This is a genomic window from Nonomuraea sp. NPDC050153 (assembly GCF_044460125.1).
Taxonomy (GTDB): Bacteria; Actinomycetota; Actinomycetes; order Streptosporangiales; family Streptosporangiaceae; genus Nonomuraea.
In genome coordinates this window covers 71758-93604 of record NZ_JBITJQ010000025.1, presented here as the reverse complement: position 1 = coordinate 93604, position 21847 = coordinate 71758, and the positions used below count along the sequence as shown (strand labels likewise).

The following is a 21847-nucleotide window of genomic DNA, read 5'->3' as shown; positions in this document are numbered from 1 at the left end:
GATCAATGGGACGTGTCCTGCCCCAGCGGGCCTCGGTGGTCGTCATCGGGGGCGGCGCCATGGGCGTCAGCTCGGCGTACGAGCTGGCCGCGGCCGGCGTGAGCGACGTGGTCCTGATCGACCAGGGGCCGCTGGGCTCCGGCTCCACCTCGAAGGCGGCCGGGGGCGTGCGCGCGCAGTTCTCCGACCGGGTCAACATCGAGCTCGCCGTGCGCAGCCTGGAGACGTTCGAGACCTTCGCCGAGCGCTTCGGGCAGGAGATCGACCTGCACAAGCCGGGCTACCTGTTCCTGCTCGACTCCCCCGAGTCGGTCGCGGAGTTCGAGAAGAACGTGGCGATCCAGAACGACCTCGGCGTCCCCAGCCGGATGATCCCGGTCCGGGAGGCCAAGGAGCTGTCGCCGCTGATCGACACCGAGGGGCTGCTCGCCGCCGCCTACTCCCCCAGCGACGGCCACTGCACGCCCGAGTCGGTGGTGCTCGGCTACGCGGGCGCGGCCCGGCGCCTGGGCGCGCGGCTGCTGCCGAACTGCGCCGCGACCGGCATCGAGACCGTGGACGGCCGCATCGTCGCCGTCCGGACCGAGGGCGGCCGCATCGAGACCGACACGGTGATCTGCGCGGCGGGCGCCTGGTCGCGGCAGGTCGGCGAGTGGGTGGGGGTCGACCTGCCGGTGACCCCGCTGCGCAGGCAGATCCTGGTCACCGAGCCGGTCGCGGAGCTGCCGCCGATGGCGTTCACCATCGACTTCGGCACCACGTTCTACTTCCACCGCGAGGGCCCCGGGCTGCTCCTCGGCATGTCCGACCCCGACGAGACCCCGGGGTTCAAGCTCGACCGCTCCGACGCCTGGCTGCCCGGACTGGGCGAGGCCATGGCCCGCCGGGCTCCGGCGCTGATGGAGACCGGCATCGCCACCGGCTGGGCCGGCCTGTACGAGGTGACCCCGGACCACAACGCGCTCATCGGGACCGCCCGCGGCGTCGACCGGTTCATCTACGCCACCGGCTTCTCCGGCCACGGCTTCCTGATGAGCCCGGCCGTCGGCGAGGTGGTCCGCGACCTCTACCTGGGCCGGACGCCGTTCGTGGACGTCACCGGCTTCGACGCGGGCCGCTTCGCCCTGTCGGGGACCAGGCCCGAGATCAACATCGTCTGAAGAGACCGTATCCCAACACCGTCTGCCAAGGAGAACCTGATGCTGACCACGCTGCCCGGCCCCGACGAGCTGGCCGCGACGGCGCGCGAGACCGCCAAGCGCTGCGGTGTGGACGTGGACGCGCTCGGCGGCGGCGTCACGACGACCTCGCCGATCAACGGCGGGCCGCTGGCCGCCGTGGACTGGGTGGGCCCCGGCGCCGTCGACACCGCCGTGGAGCGGGCCGGGCAGGCGTTCCTGGCCTGGCGGGCCGTGCCCGCGCCGGCCCGGGGCGCGCTGGTCAAGCGGTTCGGCGAGTTGCTGGCCGCGCACAAGGCGGACCTGGCCACGCTGATCAGCCTGGAGGTCGGGAAGATCACCTCCGAGGCGCTCGGCGAGGTCCAGGAGATGATCGACATCTGCGACTTCGCGGTGGGCCTGTCCCGGCAGCTGTACGGGCGCACGATCAGCTCCGAGCGGCCCGGCCACCGGCTCATGGAGACCTGGCACCCCCTGGGCGTCGTCGGCGTGATCAGCGCGTTCAACTTCCCGGCGGCCGTCTGGTCGTGGAACACGGCCATCGCCCTGGTGTGCGGCGACCCGGTCGTCTGGAAGCCGTCGGAGCTGGCGCCGCTGACCGCCCTGGCCTGCGCGGCCCTGCTCGACCGGGCCGCCGCCGAACACGGCGCGCCCGCGCATCTGAGCCAGGTCCTCCTCGGCGGCCCCGAGGTCGGCGAGGCGCTCGTGGACCACCCCGGGGTCGCCCTGGTCAGCGCCACCGGCTCGACCCGCATGGGCCGCGCGGTGGGGCCGCGCGTCGCCGCCAGGTTCGGCCGGTCGCTGCTGGAGCTCGGCGGCAACAACGCGGCCGTGGTGTGCCCGTCGGCGGACCTCGGGCTGGCCACGCGCGGCATCGTGTTCTCGGCCGCCGGGACGGCGGGCCAGCGGTGCACGACCATGCGCCGCGTCATCGCCCACGCCGACATCGCCGACGCGCTGGTCGAGCGGCTCAGCGACGCCTACGCGCGGCTGCCGGTCGGCAACCCGATGGCGCCGGGCACCCTCGTCGGCCCGCTGATCAACGGTCGCGCGCACGCCGCCATGCTCGCCGCGCTGGAGGCCGCCGGGGAGCAGGGCGGCACGCTGGTGGCCGGCGGCGGGCGCCGGTTCGCCGACCAGGCTCCCGACGCCTTCTACGCCGAGCCGGCGCTGGTGCGGATCGGGGCGCAGACCCCGATCGTGACCCAGGAGACGTTCGCGCCGATCCTCTACGTCATGCCGTACGACACCCTGGAGGAGGCCATCGCGCTCAACAACGCGGTGCCCCAGGGCCTGTCGTCCAGCATCTTCACCCGCGACCAGGCCGAGGCCGAGCTGTTCGTCTCGGCCGAGGGCTCCGACTGCGGCATCATCAACGTCAACATCGGCACCTCCGGCGCCGAGATCGGGGGCGCGTTCGGCGGCGAGAAGGAGACCGGCGGCGGGCGCGAGTCCGGCTCGGACGCCTGGCGGGCCTACATGCGCCGGGCGACGAACACGATCAACTACTCCGGGAAGCTGCCGCTGGCCCAGGGGGTCGAGTTCACCTTGTGACCCGCGCTACTCGCGCGAGTCCAGCCACCCGGCGGTGGCCGTCACGAACAGATCGGCGTCGTCCAGCCACGGGAAGTGCCCCGCTCCCGGCTGGACGACGAGGTCGGCGTCCGGGAAGAGCCCGGCGACCTCGGCCGCCGCACGGGGCACGGTGTTCACGTCCACCTCTCCGGCGAGCACCAGCACCGGCGCCCCGAACGCCGCGAGCGCGGCGCGGGTGGCCTCCGGGTCGAAGGCGCCCTCGGCGGCGAACACGGCCGCCGCTTCCTTGTTCTGGCGCAGCTCGCGGCTCGCGTCGCAGGCCCGTGCCGCCGCGTCCCACCGGCCGTGGAAGAGGGGCGCGACGGCCTCGGCGTCGCCGTCCGCGCCCTTGCCGGACACGATGGCCTCCAGGGCCGCCATCGCCCGCGGGTGCCAGGGCTCGGCTGCCCGCGAGCGCGCGACCTCCAGCCGGTCCTCCCCCGTGATGGTGATCCCGAGGGCCATCGCGCTCGGCCCGATCAGGGCGAGCCTGCGCACGCGCCGGGGGTGGCGGGCCGCGTACAGGACGGCGACGTTCGTGCCGGCGGAGTGCCCGAGGAGGTCGATCCGGTCGAGCCCGAGGTGCGTGCGCAGGGCCTCGACGTCGTCGACGAGGCGGTCGCAGCGGTAGGAGGCGGGGTCCTCGGGTGCCGCCGACCCGCCGGTGCCGCGCGGGTCCAGCATGATCAGCCGCCGGTGCGCGGACAGGCCGCCGAGCTCGCCCAGGTAGGCGGAGTCCTGCATCGGCCCGCCCGGCAGGCAGACCAGCGGCGTTCCCTGACCGTGCTCGTGATAGGCGAGGCCGGTCCCGTCATGGGCGGAGAAAGTCGGCATGACCGAGATCGTGTCAGCCGGCGCGCGGCCGGGCCAACTCGAGGCATATACGAAACCTCTGTTGCGTAAATGGGCGACCCGGATGTACCTTCAATTTCGCTACCACGGTAGCGAAATGGAGGGATTCACATGAGGCCACGAGGGCGACCGCGTGACACCGAGGTCGACGAGCGGGTCCTGCTGGCCGCCACCGAGCTGCTGCTGCGGCGCGGCTACGGCGGCCTGTCCACCGACGAGGTGGCCGAGCGGGCCGGCATCGCCAAGACCACGCTGTACCGCCGCTGGCCCACCAAGGACCACCTCGCCCTGGCCGTGGTGGCCAGGCTGCAGGACCACGACGAGATCACCGACACCGGCGACATCCGGCGCGACCTCACCGACTACATGGAGAAGGTCGCCGCCGGGCTCAACCGGATGCGGGTCGCGGGCCTGCCGCCCGGCCAGGAGAGCCGCTCGGCGGGCACGGTGGCCGAGCTGGTCGCCGCCGCCGCCCGCCACGACGACGTCGGCGAGCTGGAGCGCGCTGTCTACGCCCGCCGCAACGCGCTGGCCTGCCGGCTCATCGAACGCGCCCGCGACGAGGGCCGCCTGCGCCCCGACGTCGACCCCATGACGCTGCTGGAGCAGCTCGCCGGGGCCCTCTACTACCGCGTCCTGATCACCGGCGACCCGGTGGATCGCGCCTACGCCGAACGCCTGGTCGCCGCCGCCCTCGACGGCGCCCTGTAACTCCCCGGGAAGGACCACCCCATGTCGCTCATCACGCCTGACACCGCAGTCGTACGCGCGGCCGACGCCGAGATCGTCGGCGGCGGCGACGCCCCCGCCACCGGCCGGCTCCTGCTCGACTCCAGCGCCACCGGAGGCGCCCTGAGCAGCCTCCGCATGACCCTCACCCCGGGCGCCGACGGCGCCGTGCCCCACCTGCACACCGCGTCCAGCGAGCTGTTCTACGTCCTCGGCGGCGCCGCCCAGGTGCTGGCGGGCGACGAGGTGCTCACGCTGGAGGAGGGCGACCTGGCCGTGGTGCCGCCGAACGTCGCCCACGCCTTCGCCGCCGCCCCGGGCTCCGAGGCGGACCTGCTGATCGTGATCACGCCCGGCGTCGAGCGCTTCGAGTATTTCCGCCTGCTGGCCCGCCTGCGCTCCGGCGCGGCCACGCTGGAGGAGCTGCTCGACTCGCAGGAGCTCTACGACAACCACTTCCTCGACAGCCCGCGGTGGAAGGCGGCCCGCTCGCTCGGGCAGAGCTGACTTTGAGGGCTGACGATCAGGGCTGACGATCAGGGCTCCGGCTTGGGCGGTTTCCGGTCCCACCCCTGGCTGCCCTTGCGCCCCAGCGACCACATCTGCATCCCGCGTTCGATCTCCAGCGCCGACGGCCAGGACACCGCGGGCGGGCCGAGTTCGAGGGTGGCGCTCTGCTTGATCCGCCGGGCCAGCTGGGGGTCGGCGGCGGCCTTGGCCACGAGCCGGGTGGCGGCGGCCGGCATGGCGTCCGGCTCGACCACGTCCCAGGCCAGGCCGCGCCGCACGGCCTCGGCCCCGGACAGCGCCGCGCCCAGGGCCCCGAGCGCGATGGCGTGCTGATATCCGGCCGCGCGGCCGAGTAGGGACAGGTGCCCGCCGCCCGGGTGGATGCCGCGCGCCACGAACCCGCTGTCGAGCACCGCGTCATGGCTGACCAGCATGAGGTCGGTGGCCAGGGCCAGGTTGAGCCCGGCGCCGACCGCGCCGCCGGTCACCAGCGAGACGCTGGGCACCGGGAGCCGCCCGACCTCGACGAACGCCGCGTACACGGCGGAGGTCCGCGCGATCGACTCGGGCGCGGCGGGATCGGCGGAGGAGGCGGCCAGGTCGCGGGTGTCGGCGCCGCTGCAGAAGTAGCCGCCCGCGCCGTCGACGAGGACCGCGCCGATGGTGTTGTCGCCGTGGACAAGGGCGCAGAAATCCCCGATGAGGGCGGCCATCTCCAGCGTGATGGCGTTCTTGCGCCGGGGGTTGTTCAGGGTGAGCCTGGCGATCCCGTCGCGGACGGTCGTGAGGGCGGGCGGTTCGGCGTCCATGATGCTGCTCCTGTCTTCAACGGGCCCTCTCAAAGGGGCGCTGTCAGAAGGGCGCTGACGGCGGGCCGCCGGTGACGAGCTCCCACACGTCGCCCGATCTCCTCGCCAGGTCGGCGCACCTGCGCTGCCAGTGAAGCTCGTTGCCGTGTTCCTCGCGCCACGCCCACAACCTCCTGGTGCAGGCGCCGAGCCGGTGCTCCGTCGTGAACCCGATCGCGCCGTGCATCTGGTGGCCGGCGGCGGCCACCGACCGGGCCAGCGCGGACGCCTCGGCCTTGGCGCAGGCCACGACGAGCTCCCGGTCCCGGTCACCGTGCCGCAGCGCCGCGACCGCCGCGTCCGCCATCACCTCGACGGTGACCACGTCGGCCGCCAGCCGTGCGAGCCGGTGCTGGACCGCCTGGAAGCGGGCCAGCGGCCGGCCGAACTGCACCCGCTCGGCGACGTGGCCCGTGGTGAGCGTCAGGACGGCGCGGGCGGCGCCGGCCAGCTGCAGCGCGCGGGCGGTGGCTCCGTGCAGCTCCAGCTCCTGGCGCCACGGGCCGGGCGGCAAGGGCGTGACCGCCGCCTCGGCCCCGTCGAGCACGGCGCTGTCGCGCTCCTCCCCCGCCAGGTTCTCGCCGGGTGACGGCCGCTCGGGGGCGCGCAGCACGGCGGTCGCCGGCCCGTCCGGGGTGTCGGCCAGGGCCACCAGATGATCGGCGGATCGCAGCCAGGGCACGCGGGTCAGCGGGCCGGTGACCGTCCACCGGCCGCCGGGGGCCGGTTCGGCCACCAGCTCGCCCACGTACGCGGTCACCGTCCCGGGCGGCAGGGCGGCCCCCGACGCGGCCAGCAGCGGGCCCGCGATGAACAGGGCCTCGGCCAGGGGCAGCGCCACCCCGCCCGTGGCCGCCGCGGCGCCGGCTTCGCGGACCACCACGGCGGCGTCCGCGAGCGTTCCGCCGCTCCCGCCCTGGCGCTCGGGAACCGTGAGCGAGGTGAAGCCGAGCTCCTCCAGCCGGGTCCAGAGCCCCGGGCCGTGCGCCTCCACGGCCAGCAGTGCCCGCACCGCCTCGGCCAGGACGCGAAGGTGATCGCCCGTCATAGGAGCGGCTCCCCGGCCATGACCGCCTCGGCCGGATCGCGAAGATGATCGCCGGTCATGGGAGCAGCTCCTTGGCCACGATCGAGCGCAGGATCTCGTTGGCGCCCCCGCGCAGGGTGAAGGCCGGGACGTGCAGGACGGCCTTGGCCAGCATGGCCGCGAGCCCCTGGCCGCCCGGCTCGGGGCCGACGTGCCGCCGCACGGCGTCCACGACGTCGCCCTCGAACTCCGTGCCCAGGTCCTTGACCAGAGCCGCCGCCACGGCCGGGCTCTCTCCCCTGGACAGCCGCTCGGCGACCGACAGGGACAGCCGGCGCAGCGCCACCAGCCGGGAGACCAGCCGGCCCAGCTCGGCGTGCGCGACCGGGTCGTCTCCCAGGTTCTCCGGCCGGGCCCACTCCCGCAGCAGCGGCAGCGTGCTGAGGACGCGCTCGGGGCCGGAGCGTTCGTTGCCCAGCTCCGCGGTGACCTGGCGCCAGCCCTCTCCCCTGCGGCCCAGCAGGGCGCCCGCCGGGATCACCGCGTCGTCGAAGATCACCTCGTTGAAGTGGTGCGCCCCGTCGATGGTGATGATCGGCCGGATCGAGACCGCCGGGTGGGGCAGGTCCACGATGAACTGGGAGAGCCCGGCGTGCCGGTCGCCGGCGTCGTCCGTGCGCGCCAGGACGGCCACCGCCGTGGCGATGTGCGCCACGCTGGTCCACACCTTGGTGCCCGTCAGCCGCCAGCCGTCCTCGACCTCGGCGGCCCGGGTCCGGACCGAGGCCAGGTCCGAGCCCGAGTCGGGCTCGGACATCCCGATCGCGAAGAAACTCTGGGCGCGAGCGATTCTCGGGAGATACGTGTGTTTCTGGTGCTCTGTACCGTTACGCAGGATGCTGGGGGCGATCTGCCGGTCGGCGATCCAGTGGGCGGCCACCGGCGCCCCGGCGGCCAGGAGCTCCTCGGTGACCACGTAGCGCTCCAGCGCGGTCCGCCCGTGCCCGCCGTACGCGGCGGGGATCGTCATCCCCACCCACCCGCGCGCGGCCAGGCGGCCGCTGAAGGCCGGATCGACGCCGGACATCCAGGCGTCGGCCTCGCGGGCGAAGCCGCCGGCCGCGATCTCGTCCTCGAGGAAGCGCCTGACCCGCAGCCGCAGCTCTCGTAACCCGTCCGGCAGCCCGGCTACCGCGCCGAGCGCCAGGGCCTGAGCATCCACGAATGGGATCTTATCCACGCAAGGGCTCCCACCCCTGGAAAGGCACCGCCAAACCGGCCGGGCCTGCGAATATGAGTAGATCTTTTGCTCATATGTGCCATTCAGTGCCCGCCGACGCCTAAACTTCGGGGATGCGTTATGTCCCTTTTGTCCTGGTTGTCGCCGCCACGGTGGCGTACACCGCGACTCCCGCAGCGGCCATCACCAACGGCTCCGCCGACGGTGACACCCACCCGGAAGTAGGGGCTCTCATTTCCGATGAGCAGAATCCCGACGGCACGTGGACGTACTGCACCGGAACGCTCATCTCGCCGACCGTCTTCCTCACCGCCGCCCACTGCGGTGAGCCGAAGCAGAAGACCGCCAAGGTCTCCTTCGTCGACCGCTACAAACGCGGGGCCCAGCTCTACTCCGGCCGGTACATCCCGGACCCGCGCTTCTCGGCCAAGTCCGAGCTCCACGACATGGCCGTCGTCCTGTTCGACAAGCCCATCCTGAGCATCAAGCCCGCCCAGCTGCCGCCCGCGGGCCTGCTCGACCTCCTCAAGGCCGAGAACAAGCTGGAGTCCGCACGCTTCACCCCCGTCGGGTACGGCTCGCTCCAGCCCACCATGAGGAAGCCGCGCGACCAGCGCTTCCACTACACCGACACGCGCCACCAGGCGACCATCTCCTTCAAGAGCATGACCCGGAGATGGCTCAACCTCTCGCTGTCCACCAAGGGCGACGGCAGCACCTGCTTCGGCGACTCGGGCGGCCCGAACTTCCTGGGCGGAGTCACCTCGCACCTCCTCATCGCCACGACGATCTCCGGTGCCGACGACGCCTGCAGGAAGACCAACTACGACTACCGCCTGGACTCCGCCTCGGCGCGGCAGTTCCTCGGCAAGTACGTCACCCTTCCCGGCCCCGCCCAGCCAGCGGCGCCAGCGGCGGCTCCGAGCGCGCAAGCGGCGCCTCCGAGCCGTCCGAGCGCGGGCTGAAGATGGGCCGGGGCATCGGGACGCGCTCGGCCGCCGGCGACGGCGCCTGATCCACGAGCGCCTGGATCGCCGTCCTGCGCCTCTCGATGCCCGCTCCGTCGATGCTGATGCGCCGCCTGCCGCGGCTCTTGTCATCCATCACGCACGGGAGCGTACTGAGATCGACACCAAGAGCAGGTCACGAGCGCGCCCGGTTACCCCCCGTCAGTCGAAGGTCTCGTGGACGGTGTCCGGGACATCGTCGTCCAGCTCCACGCGTACCCGCTCGATCGTGCCGGTGAAGGGGAAACCGCGCGGATAGTCCCAGCTCACCGGCGACAGCGCGTCGCGGCCCAGCACCAGGCCCTGCCGGCCGATCAGGTAGCGGGCGGTCGTGAGCGGCTCCTTCCCGCCGTCGGGGCGGCCGTCCACCGCCAGGGAGGCCACGCCCTGGCGGGGGCCGGTCCTGGTGAAGATCATCGACAGCACGTGGTCGCCCGGCGGCAGGAGGCGGTCGCCGCGCTCATGGTCACCGGCGACCCGTACCCCGCACCGCCACCTGGCCGCCGTGACCCGCGAGCCCGAACCCGGCCGTCAGGAGCGGCGCCGGAAGTAGCAGGTCGTGGCGGTGGCCAGGGCGGCGCCCCAGATCGGCCAGAAGCACTCCGGCAGCCAGGCGCCCCATTCGTCCAGGGTGAACCGGCCGGCGATCGTCACCCTGAGGTAGGTCAGCCCGGCCACGGTGACGACGATCGAGACGAACCCGGCGGGGATGACCGCCAGCAGCGGCGGCACCCGCCTGCCGCGCAGGCCGGGGATCCAGCGCGGGAAGACCTCGCCCCACCGCTGGGTCAGCCCGAGCGTGAGCACGCCGCCGAACGCGCCGAAGGTCGCCAGGTACGCGCCGGCCAGCCACAGGCCGTCCTCCCCCTGGGCGAGGAACTCCGGGCTCACGCCGAGCGGGATGCCCAGCGCCCACGCCCACCGGGTCAGGCAGTACACCAGCGGCACCGCGACGGCCACGTACACGGCCCGGCGCCCCCGCTCGGGGGTGAACCAGCCCGCCACGCCCCGGTCGCGGCCGTACGCCAGCGCCGCGCCGGCCAGGAGCAGCCCGCCGAGCACGCAGACGAGCTGGTTGAGCACCGGCCACGGCCAGGCGTCGGCGAGGGTGGCGCCGCCCAGGCTCCAGTCGAAGAGCGGCGCGACCAACAGGAGGGGCGTGTAGGCCACGCCCATCATGAGCCGGGAGTCGGGCACGACCAGGACGAGAAGCACGGCGATCGGCCAGGCCAGGCAGAGCGGCGCGCGGCCGCCGCTCCCGCGGGTCAGCGCCAGCGCCGTCACCAGGGTGAGCAGCGCGAAGGCGGCGATCCACCAGCCGAAGACCGGCGTGACCCCGGCCAGGACGGACAGCGCCCCGTCCGGGTCGGGGTCCGAGGCGCCCCAGGGGAAGCCGGGCGCCCCCAGCGCCCACGCCGCCCCGAGCAGGCCGTAGCCCAGCGCCCACAGCGCCGCCGCGTGGCCGCGTCGGCCAGAAGTGAGGGTTTCCATGCGGTCAAGCCTCCTGGCGGGCCCCTCACCTGGCCAGATGCCGTTCGGCACCTCTTGAGGCCGGCGGAAGTGCCGTTCGGCACCTCAGGAACGGTTCCCGGCGAAGACCGCAGGGGTGCGCTCCTTCCAGGGCATCGCCTGTTCCAGGTGGGCGGCGATCCGGAACAGCAGGTCCTCGCGCCCGTAAGGGGCGACGATCTGCACGCCGACGGGCAACCCGTCGGCCTGGCCGAGCGGCAGGCTGATCGCGGGCTGCCCGGTGATGTTGAACACCATCGTGAACGGCCCGTAGTCGGTCAGCGACTCCAGCCAGCTCGTCATCGTGTGGCCGGGGTCGTCGTAGCGCAGCGTGCCGTGCGGCGCGGGCGGGCGGGCCAGCGTGGGGGTGACGAGCAGGTCGTACTCGGTGAAGAACCCGGCCACCGAGCGGGTCACCCGGTTCTGGGCGTCGAGGGCGGCCAGCAGGTCCAGCCCGGTGTACTCCCGCGCCGCCCGCAGGAACCGCCGGGAGACGGCCTCCATCCGGGCCGGGTCGGGCTGCCTGGGGGCCAGGAGCAGCGTGGAGGCGATCGCCACGCACTCGGCCGCCAGGCTCCGCATGACCGCCTCCCAGTCCACGGCCGGGCTCGCCTCGGTGACCCCGTGCCCGGCCCGCTCCAGCGCCTGGCCCACCCGGACCGCCGCCTCGGCGACCTGGGCGTCCACCGCCGTCCCCGACCAGGGTCTGGTGGTCACCGCCACCCTCAACCGGCCGGGACCGGCCCCGGCCTCGTCGGCGTACCTGCCCCGCGGGGGCGGCGCGGTGTACTTGTCGCCGATGCCGGGCCCCTGGACGGCGTCCAGGAGGTGCGCGGCGTCGCGGACGGTCCGCGTGAGCGCGAACTCGTACGACATGCCGAGCATGGCCTCGCCCGCGTCGGGCCCGCACGTGATCCGGCCGCGGCTCGGCTTGAGCCCGACCAGCCCGCAGCAGGAGGCCGGGACGCGGATGGACCCGGCTCCGTCGCTGGCGTGCGCGACGGGCACGGCGCCGGCGGCGACCAGGGCGGCCGCGCCGCCGCTCGACCCGCCCACGCCCCTGTCCAGGTCCCAGGGGTTGCGCGTGGTGCCGTACCTGAGCGATTCGGTGGCGAAGCTGACGCACAGCTCCGGGACGGTGGTCAGGCCCAGCGTGACCAGGCCGGCGGCCCGGAAGCGGGCCATCAGGCCGGTGTCGTGCGCGGGGACGACGCCCGGCAGGGCCCGGCTGCCGAGGGTGAACGGCACCCCCTCGGCCACCGGCCCGTGATCCTTGATCAGGAACGGCACCCCGGCGAACGGCCCGTCCCCGGCATGGGCCGGCGCCGGGCTGAACACCGGCAGGGCCAGGCCGTTCACCTGGGCGTCCGCGAACGCCAGGGCCCGCCTGGCGGTGGCCTCGACCTCGTCGGCGGTGACCTCGCCCGACCTGATCAGATCCCGGATCCCGACGGCGTCGTACCGCGCGTATTCATGGAGCTCCATGGAGAGCCTCTTTCTGGGCGTCCTCGACGCCCGCAACCTCGATCACATGTGGCGGTGGGCGGCGCGCGGCGCGCACCGCCGGATGACGGACAGCCTGAACACAGGCGATGGTCGCTCCGGGACCATCGCCTGCTGCGATCGAGGTGCTTCTACGCTCGGTACATCACGACCATGGTGACGGGTGCCGCCCATGGCCGTCGAGCGGTTTGTCCGGCGGGCGGGAGGGCGGCTGCGCGTCAGTCGTCGGCGTGCCCGTGGCGCCGCCACGGGCCGGTGATGGCGAAGACGTGGCCGGGCGCCTGGATGTTGGCGAACAGGATGCGGCCGTCGGCGCTGAAGGCCGGGCCGGTGAACTCGCTGTCGTTGAGGTCGTTGCGCGCCATCGGGTACGACTTGCCCTGCGCGCTGACGCCGATCAGGTGCTGGATGCCCTCGCCGTCCTCCGCGAGGATCACCCCGCCGTACGGGGAGACCGTGATGTTGTCGGGCCCGTCGTAGTCGGTGTCCTGGCTGGGGTCGGGGTTGACGCCGAAGATGACCTTGAGGGTGACCGTCTCGGTGCGCGGGTCGTAGAACCACACCTGGCCGTCGTGCTCGTTGGCGCTGCCGTCGGTGTGACGCGCGTAGCTGGCCACGAAGTACGCGCCCCCGTCGCCCCACCAGGCGCCCTCCAGCTTGCGGCTGCGGGTGACCTGGTCGTTGGCGAACTGCAGGCGTACCGACTGGGTCTTCGCGTCGCGGTCGGGCACCTCGACCCAGCGGACCTTGAAGCGCGTGCCCGGCTCGGTCGCCTCCGACAGGTCGGCGACGTGCGTGTCGTCCCGGTAGCAGCTCAGCGCCGCCAGCTTGCCGGCGGTGTCGCCGCCCTCGGACAGCGCCAGCGCGCGCAGCGCGCCCTTGCGGCCGTGGAAGCGCCTCGGCGGGGTCCACCGGTAGTACAGCCCGTTCGGGCCGCCGGCGTCCTCGGTCAGGTAGATCGCCGACGTCCTCGGGTCGACGGCGACGGCCTCGTGCGAGTAGCGGCCGAGGAACTTCAGCGGCACCGGGTCCTGGTTGGCCTCGCGGTCGAACGGGTCGACCTCGAACACGTAACCGTGGTCCTTCTGGTAGGCCCCGCCGGCGCGCTGCTCGGTCTCCTCGCAGGTCAGCCAGGTGTTCCAGGGGGTCTTGCCGCCGGCGCAGTTGTTGTGGGTGCCGGCCAGGCTGACGTACTCGCGGATCCGCTCGCCGCGGGCGTCCACGTCGATGTTCGTGGTGCCGCCGCCGGCTCCCGGATCGTAGGTGAGGCCGGACAGCGCCGGCACCCGGTACGGCTCGCTGCCGCCGATCTCGTGGTTGTTGACCAGCGTGCCGCCCCGCCCGTGCGAGAAGCTCGCGGTGCCGTCGGCGTCGCTCGGGGTCGGCTCGCCGCTCTCCAGCAGGGTCACCCCCGCCTCGGCGACGATGCGGTACGTGAACCCGGCCGGCAGGGCCAGGATCCCGGCCGGGTCGGGGACCAGCGGGCCGTAGCCCTGCGGGGGCCGGGTGGCGGCGATCGCGGCCGGGCCCGCGATGGCCTCGTAGCTGCCGGCTAACGCGATGCCGAGGCTTCCGGCGGCGGTGCGGCCGAGGAAGGAACGGCGCGCGATGGGACGAGGGGAATGACGAGGGGAATCAGGTGAGGACACGGGACATCTCCTCTAGCGTCTGACGCTTTTACACCAGCCGACCCAACGATGCCACGGAGACGGCCGCCGCGCCGCCCGCTGTCGGCATGATGAACGCCGGTTGAATAACCGGCCCGCCCGTCACCTCGGACGACTCGGCGGGGGTTCGACTTTCTCACGACGCGGATAACAGTTGAAGAACGGACGATGGCGGGTCGGCGGTCCGGTGCAGCAGCATGGAAACGTGACAGTCATTTCAGCCAGGCGGCGATCCACCGGGCGCCGGGGGCCGTACGTGGCCCGAGCGGTGGCCCAGCTGCTGTCCTGGCCGGCCCTGGAGCTGAGCGACACCAGGCGCGGAGTGGCCTTCGCCGTCCGTGGCATCGAGATCCTGCGCCTGACCGGCGCGGACGAGGTGCGCCTGCGCCTGACCGAGCCCGCGATCGGGCGGCTGGCGCCGTACCTGCGAGACTGCGAGCAGGTCCTGGCGTGCGCCGACGCGGCGTGGGTGGCGCTGAGACTGGAGGCCGAGCCCGACCTCGACCTGCTGCTGGCGCTGACCAGCGTGGCGATCAAGGCGCACGCGTCGGAGGTCGCCTGATATCGGACATGGACCGCCCGCCCTTGGTGACTGATTTATACCGAAAAAGTCCTCTATATGGCGGGCAGTGGAACGTGCTATGACAAGTTCATGGCGTACGACGAGCGTCTCGAACGTGAGGCGATCCAGGACGTGGTCAACCGGCTGATCGCCAGATACACCGGCACGCGCTCGGCCGAGCAGGTCGAGGCGGCCGTGCGGAAGGCCTACGACCGCTTCGCGAACAGCCCGGTCCGCGATTTCATCCCGGTGCTGGTGGAACACGACTCCAAGGAGCTGCTGCGCGGCGGCGCCCTGGCGGAGGTCCCGTCACCGATGTGAGGTGAGGGGCTCCATCGGCGTCCCCAGCGTGCGGGACACCTCGCGTGCGGTCTCGGCGACCAGCGGCCCAGCTCGCGGGCGGTGCTCGGCCGGCTGATCCCCTGGCCTGTGACGGCGTCCCTTTCCGGGGTAGCTGACCGGCGGAACGCGACAGTCCGGCGCGGGGAGCGGGAATGAATTACGATCAGTTCCTCAAGATCGTGGAGCAGCAGGCCGGGGCAGGGCCCCGGGCCGCGGAACGCGCCGTGCAGGCCACGTTCCGCACGCTCTCCGAGCGGCTCTCGAAGGTGGAGAGCCGGGATCTGCTCAGGGAGCTGCCCCCGGAGGCGATGCCCTGGCTCTACACCGAACGCGACCCCGAGACCTTCGGCGTCGGCGAGTTCCTCCGGCGGGTGGCCGAGCGCGCCGGCGTCGACGCCGAGACGGCCGGGCGGCACGCCCGCGCGGTCTTCTGGGCGATGGGGCAGGCCGTGAGCCCCGAGGAGTTCGCCGACATGGCGGCCGATCTCCCGCACGACTTCGAGCCGCTGATCACGGAGGCCGAGCGCCGCTACGTCGAGATCGTGCCGGCCAGGGCGTTCCTGGCCGGGGTCGCGGAACGGGCCGGGCTCGACCCCGAGGGCGCGCGCCGGGCCACCGAGGCGGCGCTGGAGACGCTCGCCGAGAGCGTCGCCCCGGGCGAGGTCGAGAACCTGGTCAGCCAGCTGCCCGCCTCGCTGCACGCGCCGCTGAAGCGCGGGGTGGGCGCGGCCGCCCGCATGCCGCTGGAGGAGTTCGTCCGTCGGATCGCCGAGCGCGAGGGGGTCTCCCCCGAGAGGGCGCGCGAGCACGCCGGCGCGGTCTTCGCCATGTTGCGCGAGTCGATCGCCGGCGAGGAGTATTTCGACGTGACGGTCCAACTGCCCGACGAATACCGCACTCTGCTCCCACATCCCTGACAATCAAAAGGGGTCACGGCTCGGCGCGGCCGGTGGCCCAGGCCCACGCGGCGATGGCGACGCGGTTCCTGGCCTCGATCTTGCGCTGGATCGCGGCGATGTGGTTCTTGACCGTGCCCGGCGCGAGGAAGAGTTCGGCGGCGATCTCGGCGTTGGTCCTGCCCTGCGCCACCATCGCCACGATCTCCTCCTCGCGCTCGGTGAGGACGACGTGCGGCGTTCCGTCCGGTGTCCCGCGCGGCAGGCCGCGCTGCCGGAGCAGCCGGACGGTGAGCTGGGGGCTGATGAGCATGTCACCGTTCATCGCGGCCCGGACGGCCTCGACGAGCAGCATGGGGCCGGAGCGCTTGAGCACGAACCCGGAGGCGCCGTTCCGCAGCGCCGCGTGAACGTACTCGTCCAGCCCGAACGTGGTGACGATCACGACGTGGACGCCGGTGCCGGCCAGGGCGCGGGCCACCTCGATGCCGTCGGCTCCCGGCATGCGGATGTCGGCGAGCACGACGTCGGGCCCGATCGCCCTGGCGGTCTCGATCGCGGCCCGGCCGTCGGCGGCCTCGGCCACGACCGTCATGTCGGGCTGGGCGTCGAGGATCAGCCGGAAGGCGGCGCGGATGCCTTCCTGGTCGTCGGCGATGAGGATGCGGATGGCCACCCCGGCGATTGTGCCAGCGGCAGTCGGGCGACCAGCGACCACCCGTCCGCCACGGCCTCCGCCACCAGGTCGCCGCCCTGCTCCCGGACGAGTGCGGCCAGGCTGGGCAGCCCGGATCCGCCGCGCCGGCCGCCCCGCGCCCGCGCCACGCCGTCGTTGGTCATGGTGATCTCGAGCGCGCCGGACTTCTCGGTCACGGCGAGGTCGACGCGGGCCGCCCGCGGGGCGTGCCGCCGCACGTTGGTCAATCCCTCGATCACGATCCGGTAGGCCAGGGCCCCGACGTCCGGGGGCACCTCCGGCAGCGGGTCCACGCGCAGGCGGACCTCGGCCGGGCCCGCGGCGGAGAAGCGTTCGGCGGCGGTCCGGATGCCGCCGACGTCGCCCGCGGGGGCGAGCGGCCGGTCGTGGTGCAGCGTGTCCAGGGTCCGGTCCAGCATCGACATGGCACGCTGGCCGGCCGCCTCGACGCGTTCGAGGGCGCGCAGCGGGTCGCCCGCCACCATGCCCGCCTGGGCGTGCGCCACCATCTCGCTGATGTCGTGGGCGACGAAGTCGTGCAGGTCCCGGGCCAGCCGCAGCCGCAGGGCGGTCCGGGCGTCGGCCGTCGCGCGCTCCTGCCGTACGTCGAGGAAGCGCAGATAGCCGCCCACGGCGGCGGCCAGGAGCGCGCCCAGCCCCCAGAACGCGCACGCGCCCACCGCTTCCAGCGGCGAGACCGGGAAGAAGAACCGCAGCAGCCAGAGCGCCCCGGCCAGGCCCGCCGCCGACGCGGCAGGAGCCGCCTGCCGGGGCGGCGCGTACCGGACGACCAGGCCGGCCAGCGCCGCCAGCGCCAGGCCCTCGGCCATGCCCATCGCGTCGGCGCCCGGCACCGCCTCCACCGCGCCCAGGACGTGGGCCAGCGTGACGGCCAGGGAGACCGCCGCGGCCAGGAGGGTCAGCGCGGGCAGGCGCGCCCGGAGCCGCGGGCGGAACGGCGCGGCCCCCGCCGATGAGACCGCGGCCAGCGCCGGTACGGCGTCGGCGACCCACATCAAGCTCACCGACCCGACGATACGCGCAACCTCAGGTCAGGGCCCGCCGCAACTTCGGCGCACCGCTGGGCATCTAACCCGCCGTGGAGGCGTTGACCGCGGGAGATCCGCAGCGGATCGGGGACTACTGGCTGGCCGGGCGGCTCGGCTCGGGAGGGCAGGGGGTCGTGTACGACGCCTATGACCCCGAGGGCCGGCGGGTGGCGGTGAAGGTGCTGCACGCGACGGGAGGGCGCGGGCGCTTCGCCAAGGAGGCGGCCGCGGCGGAGCGGGTGGCCTCGTTCTGCACCGCCCGGCTGCTGGCGGCCGATCTCGACGGCGGCAAACCGTACCTGGTCTCGGAGTACGTGCCGGGTCCGAGCCTGCGCGAGGCCGCACGGGACGGGCGGCGCTTCACCGGCGACGACCTGCACCGGCTGGCCACGGCGGTGGCCACGGCGCTCACCGCGATCCACGAGGCGGGCGTCGTCCACCGCGACCTGAAGCCGGACAACGTGCTGCTCGGCCCCGACGGGCCGCGCGTGATCGACTTCGGCATCGCCAGGACGGCCGAGATGTCGCTGACCAGCACCGGCGAGCTGGCCGGCACGCCCAGCTACATGGCGCCCGAGGTGCTGACTGGGCAGCGGGCGGACACGGCGGCCGACGTCTTCGCATGGGGCGCGATCATGGTGTTCGCGGCCACCGGGCAGGACCCGTTCGGCGGCGAGAACCTGGGCGGCGTCATGCACCGCGTGCTGACGCACCACCCTGACCTGAGCGCGCTGCCCCCGGCGCTGGCCGCGCTGATCGAGGCCGCGCTGGAGAAGGATCCGCGGGCCCGGCCGTCCGCCCGCGACCTGCTGCTGGCGCTGGTCAGCGGCGACAGGTCCGACGTGGGCGGGCTGCTGGCGGCCGGAAGCCGCCGGGCCGAGGGGATGCTGGTGCCCGACCGGGACGACCCAGCGCTGGGCTCGATCGCCGAGGACGCCTACGGCGCGCTGGGCCCGGAGGCGCGCGATCTGGCGGCCGAGGTGTTCCTGCGGCTGGTCGCGGTCGGCGCCGACGGCCAGGAGACGCTGCGCCGGGCCGGCCGCGAGGAGCTGTTCGGCGGCCGTCCGGACCACGAGGCGGCGGCCGTCCGGCGGATCCTGGAGGCGTTCTCGTACGTGCTCAGCACCAGGGACGGCTCGGTGGCGCTGGCGCGTCCCGGCCTGGTGCGGGCCTGGCCGCGCTTGCGCACGTGGATGGACGCCGAGCGCGCCGGGCTGGCGATGCTGGACCAGATCAACGCGGCGGCCCGGCACTGGGAGGAGCACGGCCGGCGCGACGGCGACGTGCTGCAGGGCAGCCGCCTGGAGCGGGCGCTGAGCTGGGCGGCGACCGGTCGCAGGCACCTGACGCTGACCCCGTTCGAGCGCGACTTCCTGCGTGCGGGCACGGAGCTGACCAGGAGGCGCGCCCGGCGCAGGACGCTGGTCACGACCGCGCTGGCGGGGCTGCTGGTGGTGGCGCTGGCGGCGGGCGGGCTGGCCGTGTGGCAGCGCCGGCAGGCCGTCGAGCGGCTCGACATCCTGACCGCCAAGCAGGTCGCGGCCGAGGCCGACCGCATGCGTACGACCGATCCGGGGCTCGCGATGCTGCTCAGCGTGGCCGCGTACCGGGTGTCGCCGCAGCCGGAGGCCCGCTCCAGCCTGATGGGCTCGCTCCAGCAGCAGGAGACGGCCGCCTTCCGCGACCCGCCGGTCAGGGGTATGGGCCGGCGGACGCTGAGCCGCGACGGGCGCACGCTGGTCAGCTTCAGCGAGGGCGGCGTCAACGTCTACGACGTGCGCAGCGGCAGGCGGACGGCGAACTGGCCCGGCATGACCCTGCGCGGGACGATCATCCAGGGCCCCGCGCTCAGCCGCAGCGGGCGCCTGCTCGCCCAGACCACCTCGGACGAGCTCGGCGTCTGGGACCTGAAGACCGGCAGGACGCTGGTGCGGAGATCGCTCCCGGCGACCGGGAACGGCGGCTACGGCGTCGTGTTCGGCGAGCACGAGACGACGCTCGTGGTCACCATGGCCGACGACGTCCCCTTCCTCGTCGATGTGACCACCGGCAGGCAGTTCGGCCGGCTGGTCTACGCGGACCGGACGACGGCGCAGACTCCCGCGCCGCTCGTCGACCCGACGGGGAAACACCTGCTGCTGCCCGGCTACCGGTTCGACCAGATCGCCCTGCCCGGCTGGACCGTCGAGCGCCCCTTCCCCGCCTGCGTGAAGAACCACGTGCTGGCGGCCTACAGCGCGGACGGCAAGACCCTGGCCTGCTCCGATGTCGCGGGCGACATCGTCCTCGTGGACGCCGTCACCGGCCGGAAGCGCACGCTGAAGGAGACGCTGAACTGCGCGATCTGCCACGACTCCGCGCGGCTCCGGTTCAGCGCCGACGGGCGCTACATCGCCGGCTTCTACGGCCGGGACCTGGAGGTCATGCGCATCGGCGACCAGCGGACCGTCCTGCGCTACCGCGGCGAGGGCGACTTCGGCGACGTCCGCTTCGACCCCGACGGCAGGACGCTGCGCTACCTCGTCGACGACACCGTCATCAGCGTGGACCTCGCGCCGCGCACCCCGTCCATCGCCCTGCCCGACACCCCGATGCTCAGCGGCGACGCCCACTGGGCGGTGTCCGCGACGAGCGGCACCGAGCTGAGCGTGTTCGACCTGCGGACGCGCAAGGAGGCGGGCCGCATACCCCTGAGGGAGGAAGGGCCCGTCCAGGGCATGGACGACGCCGGCACCAGGCTGGCCCTCGCCGACATGGACCGCACGATCACCCTGTGGGACCTGGCGACCAGGAAGAAACTCTGGTCCAAGCGGGTGGGGGACGGCGACCACCAGCCGGCGAACCTCCATTTCACCCCCGACGGGCGCAGGATCGCCGTCACCCTCCTCCTGGGGGAGAGCCCGTTGATGAGCGAGATCGTGCTGGACGCCGCCGACGGCCGCGTGGTGGCCTCGTACCAGACCCGGCTCAGCGTCGGCCCCTTCCTTCCTGGACGGCAGGTGTTCGTCTCGGGCGACGGCCGGCTCGTCGACGTCATGACCGGCAAGGCCACCGGCTCCGGGTTCGGCGACTCCGGCGCGCTGGCCATCAGCCGTGCCGGGCTCCTGGCCGTCCAGGAGCCCGGCACCCACCGGATCGCGCTGTGGGACGTCAAGGGCCCGACCCCGCTGCGCCCCGCCCTGCCCCGCGCCGCCGACACCAGTGCCAGCGCGCTCTTCTCACCGGACGGCAGGATCCTCGCCACGGCCACCGACCAGGGCGTGCTCGAGTTCTGGGACGTCCCCTCCAGGCGCCGGCTCGGCAGCTCGTACCGGGTCGGGGAGTTCGACCCCTCGTCCATGGCCTTCGGCCCCGACGGGAACGTCCTGTACGTCGGCATGCAGGACGGCCTGACAGCCGGGGCCGTGCGCGAGGTGCCCGTCGGGGACGCGCTGATGATCGGGAAGGTGTGCGCGCGGGCCGGTCGCACGCTCACGCCCGCCGAATGGGACCGCTACCTCGATGACGTGCCCTACCAGGACGTGTGCGCGGCCCGATAGCGGGCGCCCGGCGGCCGGACGTGCCGTGACCGGCTAGATCCAGCCCCGTTCCCGGGCCGCCAGCCCCGCCTGGAAGCGGGTGACGGCGTTCAGGTCCTGCATGACGGCGTGGATGCGGCGCTGCACCGTGCGCAGCCCGAGGCCCAGCGCCCGCGCGATGGCCTCGTCCGTCAGGCCGCCCGCGAGCAGCGCGAGCAGATCCCTGGTCGGCTCGTCGGGCTCGTCGGCGGCCGCCGTGGGCCGGGGCGCCGCGCGCAGCGGGAACCCCCGCCGCCATTCGAGCTCGAACAGCGCGATCAGCGCGTCGAGCAGGGCGGACTGGTGCAGGATGAACGCCGCGTCGATGGCGTACGCCCCGTTGCGGATGGGAATCAGCGCGAGCGCGTCGTCGGCGATCCACATCTTGGCCGCCGCGTCGGCCACCACGCGGGCCTTCTCGCCCCGCGCGACGGAGTCCTGGATGAGCCGTAACTTGCCGGGCAGCGCCACGGACTCCAGGTCGTACACGCTGCGGTAGTCGATGCCCGACTTGAGCATCCGCCGCTCGCGCTCGACGTTGTCGGCGTGACCGCGCATGACGTACGGGGGCTTGTCGATGTTGCGGAACATGGTCTGCGCGCTGTCCTGCAGCGCGTACGCCCTGCTGATGATGTTGTCGGTCCCCGTGACGACCTCCACCTGCTCGGCCGGGTGCGCCGCGTAGCGGGAGGCCAGGTGGAACGACGTGGTGAGCTCGTGGATGGCCGTGCGCACCTGGTGGAGCTCCTCCTCCTGGCGGGTGAGCAGCGGCCTGAAGGCGACGTCGGGGGCGACGGCGACGTAACGGGCGCGGCGGCCCGGCAACCTGCTGGCCAGGCCGCGCCGCGCGAAGGCCGCCAGCGTGCGGGCCGCCAGGAGGGTCGAGACGCCGCAGTGCGTGGCGAGTTCGGCGGCGGACGATCGCGGGTTCTCGACGAGCGTCGCGTACAGGCGGCTCTCGGCCGGTGACAGGCCAATCGCTTCGAGCATCGACGCCCTTTCTCCCGGTGACGGGAATGGCGGGTTACCGCCATCTGGCGGGTTTTGGCCCGTTCGGCGGGCTTGTGCCCTGACTGATTCCCAGATTAGGTCAGCGAGG

At 73.6% G+C, this 21847-nt stretch carries 20 protein-coding genes; 9 read left to right on the top strand and 11 right to left on the bottom strand.

Annotated elements, in window-relative coordinates:
* Positions 1 to 5: 5 nt before the first annotated feature.
* On the top strand, positions 6 to 1160 hold the full coding sequence (locus ACIBQ1_RS42220) for an NAD(P)/FAD-dependent oxidoreductase (protein WP_397286118.1): 1155 nt from the start codon (positions 6 to 8) through the stop codon (positions 1158 to 1160).
* Positions 1161 to 1199: 39 nt separating this feature from the next.
* A complete protein-coding gene (locus tag ACIBQ1_RS42215; RefSeq protein WP_397286116.1) occupies positions 1200 to 2732 on the top strand; it encodes an aldehyde dehydrogenase family protein in 1533 nt (510 codons plus the stop codon).
* 6 nt (positions 2733 to 2738) lie between these two features.
* Here ACIBQ1_RS42215 and ACIBQ1_RS42210 read toward each other — a convergent pair whose 3' ends face one another.
* The gene (locus tag ACIBQ1_RS42210) at positions 2739 to 3587 is read right to left on the bottom strand and encodes an alpha/beta fold hydrolase (RefSeq protein WP_397286115.1); all 849 of its coding nucleotides are present in this window, start codon (positions 3585 to 3587) and stop codon (positions 2739 to 2741) included.
* A 129-nt stretch (positions 3588 to 3716) separates the two neighbouring features.
* On the opposite strand from ACIBQ1_RS42210, the gene ACIBQ1_RS42205 reads away from it, so the two are divergent.
* Both ACIBQ1_RS42205 and ACIBQ1_RS42200 read left to right on the top strand, forming a co-directional pair.
* Positions 3717 to 4316, top strand: coding sequence for a TetR/AcrR family transcriptional regulator (locus tag ACIBQ1_RS42205; RefSeq protein WP_397286113.1), 600 nt, complete (start codon positions 3717 to 3719; stop codon positions 4314 to 4316).
* 21 nt (positions 4317 to 4337) lie between these two features.
* Positions 4338 to 4841, top strand: coding sequence for a cupin domain-containing protein (locus ACIBQ1_RS42200; protein WP_397286111.1), 504 nt, complete (start codon positions 4338 to 4340; stop codon positions 4839 to 4841).
* 29 nt (positions 4842 to 4870) lie between these two features.
* On the opposite strand, the gene ACIBQ1_RS42195 is transcribed toward ACIBQ1_RS42200, so the two are convergent.
* From ACIBQ1_RS42195 to ACIBQ1_RS42185, 3 genes are read right to left on the bottom strand one after another with little or no spacing between them, the layout of a single operon-like run.
* Complete coding sequence (locus ACIBQ1_RS42195; RefSeq protein ID WP_397286109.1) at positions 4871 to 5653, bottom strand: enoyl-CoA hydratase-related protein; 783 nt, start codon at positions 5651 to 5653, stop codon at positions 4871 to 4873.
* Between the two features lie 43 nt (positions 5654 to 5696).
* A complete protein-coding gene (locus tag ACIBQ1_RS42190; protein WP_397286107.1) occupies positions 5697 to 6740 on the bottom strand; it encodes an acyl-CoA dehydrogenase family protein in 1044 nt (347 codons plus the stop codon).
* Positions 6741 to 6795: 55 nt separating this feature from the next.
* Positions 6796 to 7941 (bottom strand): acyl-CoA dehydrogenase family protein, encoded by a 1146-nt coding sequence (locus ACIBQ1_RS42185; protein ID WP_397286105.1) that lies wholly within the window; start codon positions 7939 to 7941, stop codon positions 6796 to 6798.
* A 131-nt stretch (positions 7942 to 8072) separates the two neighbouring features.
* Between ACIBQ1_RS42185 and ACIBQ1_RS42180 the strand changes: the two genes are divergently transcribed.
* Positions 8073 to 8924: a trypsin-like serine protease gene (locus ACIBQ1_RS42180; RefSeq protein WP_397286103.1), complete on the top strand. Its 852-nt coding sequence runs from the start codon at positions 8073 to 8075 to the stop codon at positions 8922 to 8924.
* Between the two features lie 204 nt (positions 8925 to 9128).
* Here ACIBQ1_RS42180 and ACIBQ1_RS42175 read toward each other — a convergent pair whose 3' ends face one another.
* From ACIBQ1_RS42175 to ACIBQ1_RS42160, 4 genes are all read right to left on the bottom strand, one after another.
* Positions 9129 to 9383 carry a hypothetical protein gene (locus ACIBQ1_RS42175; protein ID WP_397286101.1) on the bottom strand — a complete coding sequence of 85 codons (255 nt, stop codon included), beginning with the start codon at positions 9381 to 9383 and terminating at the stop codon, positions 9129 to 9131.
* A gap of 114 nt (positions 9384 to 9497) precedes the next feature.
* Positions 9498 to 10457: a hypothetical protein gene (locus tag ACIBQ1_RS42170; RefSeq protein ID WP_397286099.1), complete on the bottom strand. Its 960-nt coding sequence runs from the start codon at positions 10455 to 10457 to the stop codon at positions 9498 to 9500.
* Positions 10458 to 10541: 84 nt separating this feature from the next.
* Complete coding sequence (locus tag ACIBQ1_RS42165) at positions 10542 to 11960, bottom strand: amidase (RefSeq protein WP_397286097.1); 1419 nt, start codon at positions 11958 to 11960, stop codon at positions 10542 to 10544.
* Between the two features lie 236 nt (positions 11961 to 12196).
* A complete protein-coding gene (locus ACIBQ1_RS42160; protein ID WP_397286095.1) occupies positions 12197 to 13627 on the bottom strand; it encodes an alkaline phosphatase PhoX in 1431 nt (476 codons plus the stop codon).
* 223 nt (positions 13628 to 13850) lie between these two features.
* Here ACIBQ1_RS42160 and ACIBQ1_RS42155 point away from each other — a divergent pair, with 223 nt between their 5' ends.
* From ACIBQ1_RS42155 to ACIBQ1_RS42145, 3 genes are all read left to right on the top strand, one after another.
* On the top strand, positions 13851 to 14207 hold the full coding sequence (locus ACIBQ1_RS42155; protein ID WP_397286093.1) for a luciferase family protein: 357 nt from the start codon (positions 13851 to 13853) through the stop codon (positions 14205 to 14207).
* A gap of 90 nt (positions 14208 to 14297) precedes the next feature.
* Positions 14298 to 14528, top strand: coding sequence for a three-helix bundle dimerization domain-containing protein (locus tag ACIBQ1_RS42150; RefSeq protein WP_397286091.1), 231 nt, complete (start codon positions 14298 to 14300; stop codon positions 14526 to 14528).
* A gap of 173 nt (positions 14529 to 14701) precedes the next feature.
* Entirely contained in the window at positions 14702 to 15466 is a 765-nt protein-coding gene (locus ACIBQ1_RS42145) for a DUF2267 domain-containing protein (RefSeq protein ID WP_397286089.1), read from the top strand.
* Between the two features lie 13 nt (positions 15467 to 15479).
* Here ACIBQ1_RS42145 and ACIBQ1_RS42140 read toward each other — a convergent pair whose 3' ends face one another.
* Both ACIBQ1_RS42140 and ACIBQ1_RS42135 read right to left on the bottom strand, forming a co-directional pair.
* A complete protein-coding gene (locus ACIBQ1_RS42140) occupies positions 15480 to 16121 on the bottom strand; it encodes a response regulator (RefSeq protein WP_397286087.1) in 642 nt (213 codons plus the stop codon).
* Positions 16061 to 17158 carry a sensor histidine kinase gene (locus ACIBQ1_RS42135; RefSeq protein WP_397286293.1) on the bottom strand — a complete coding sequence of 366 codons (1098 nt, stop codon included), beginning with the start codon at positions 17156 to 17158 and terminating at the stop codon, positions 16061 to 16063. Before ACIBQ1_RS42135 ends, ACIBQ1_RS42140 begins: the two co-directional genes overlap by 61 nt.
* Before the next feature lie 83 nt (positions 17159 to 17241).
* Here ACIBQ1_RS42135 and ACIBQ1_RS42130 point away from each other — a divergent pair, with 83 nt between their 5' ends.
* Positions 17242 to 20730, top strand: coding sequence for a protein kinase (locus ACIBQ1_RS42130; protein WP_397286085.1), 3489 nt, complete (start codon positions 17242 to 17244; stop codon positions 20728 to 20730).
* Positions 20731 to 20763: 33 nt separating this feature from the next.
* Here ACIBQ1_RS42130 and ACIBQ1_RS42125 read toward each other — a convergent pair whose 3' ends face one another.
* Positions 20764 to 21738: a helix-turn-helix domain-containing protein gene (locus ACIBQ1_RS42125; RefSeq protein ID WP_397286083.1), complete on the bottom strand. Its 975-nt coding sequence runs from the start codon at positions 21736 to 21738 to the stop codon at positions 20764 to 20766.
* Between the last annotated feature and the right edge of the window lie 109 nt (positions 21739 to 21847).

Coding starts and splice junctions, on each gene's coding strand:
- ACIBQ1_RS42150 (WP_397286091.1), top strand. CDS start 14,298: ATGGCGTACGACGAGCGTCTCGAACGTGAGGCGATCCAGGACGTGGTC.
- ACIBQ1_RS42165 (WP_397286097.1), bottom strand. CDS start 11,960: ATGGAGCTCCATGAATACGCGCGGTACGACGCCGTCGGGATCCGGGAT.
- ACIBQ1_RS42195 (WP_397286109.1), bottom strand. CDS start 5,653: ATGGACGCCGAACCGCCCGCCCTCACGACCGTCCGCGACGGGATCGCC.
- ACIBQ1_RS42135 (WP_397286293.1), bottom strand. CDS start 17,158: ATGTGGGTCGCCGACGCCGTACCGGCGCTGGCCGCGGTCTCATCGGCG.
- ACIBQ1_RS42190 (WP_397286107.1), bottom strand. CDS start 6,740: ATGACGGGCGATCACCTTCGCGTCCTGGCCGAGGCGGTGCGGGCACTG.
- ACIBQ1_RS42145 (WP_397286089.1), top strand. CDS start 14,702: ATGAATTACGATCAGTTCCTCAAGATCGTGGAGCAGCAGGCCGGGGCA.
- ACIBQ1_RS42200 (WP_397286111.1), top strand. CDS start 4,338: ATGTCGCTCATCACGCCTGACACCGCAGTCGTACGCGCGGCCGACGCC.
- ACIBQ1_RS42180 (WP_397286103.1), top strand. CDS start 8,073: ATGCGTTATGTCCCTTTTGTCCTGGTTGTCGCCGCCACGGTGGCGTAC.
- ACIBQ1_RS42170 (WP_397286099.1), bottom strand. CDS start 10,457: ATGGAAACCCTCACTTCTGGCCGACGCGGCCACGCGGCGGCGCTGTGG.
- ACIBQ1_RS42175 (WP_397286101.1), bottom strand. CDS start 9,383: ATGATCTTCACCAGGACCGGCCCCCGCCAGGGCGTGGCCTCCCTGGCG.
- ACIBQ1_RS42210 (WP_397286115.1), bottom strand. CDS start 3,587: ATGCCGACTTTCTCCGCCCATGACGGGACCGGCCTCGCCTATCACGAG.
- ACIBQ1_RS42215 (WP_397286116.1), top strand. CDS start 1,200: ATGCTGACCACGCTGCCCGGCCCCGACGAGCTGGCCGCGACGGCGCGC.
- ACIBQ1_RS42125 (WP_397286083.1), bottom strand. CDS start 21,738: ATGCTCGAAGCGATTGGCCTGTCACCGGCCGAGAGCCGCCTGTACGCG.
- ACIBQ1_RS42220 (WP_397286118.1), top strand. CDS start 6: ATGGGACGTGTCCTGCCCCAGCGGGCCTCGGTGGTCGTCATCGGGGGC.
- ACIBQ1_RS42205 (WP_397286113.1), top strand. CDS start 3,717: ATGAGGCCACGAGGGCGACCGCGTGACACCGAGGTCGACGAGCGGGTC.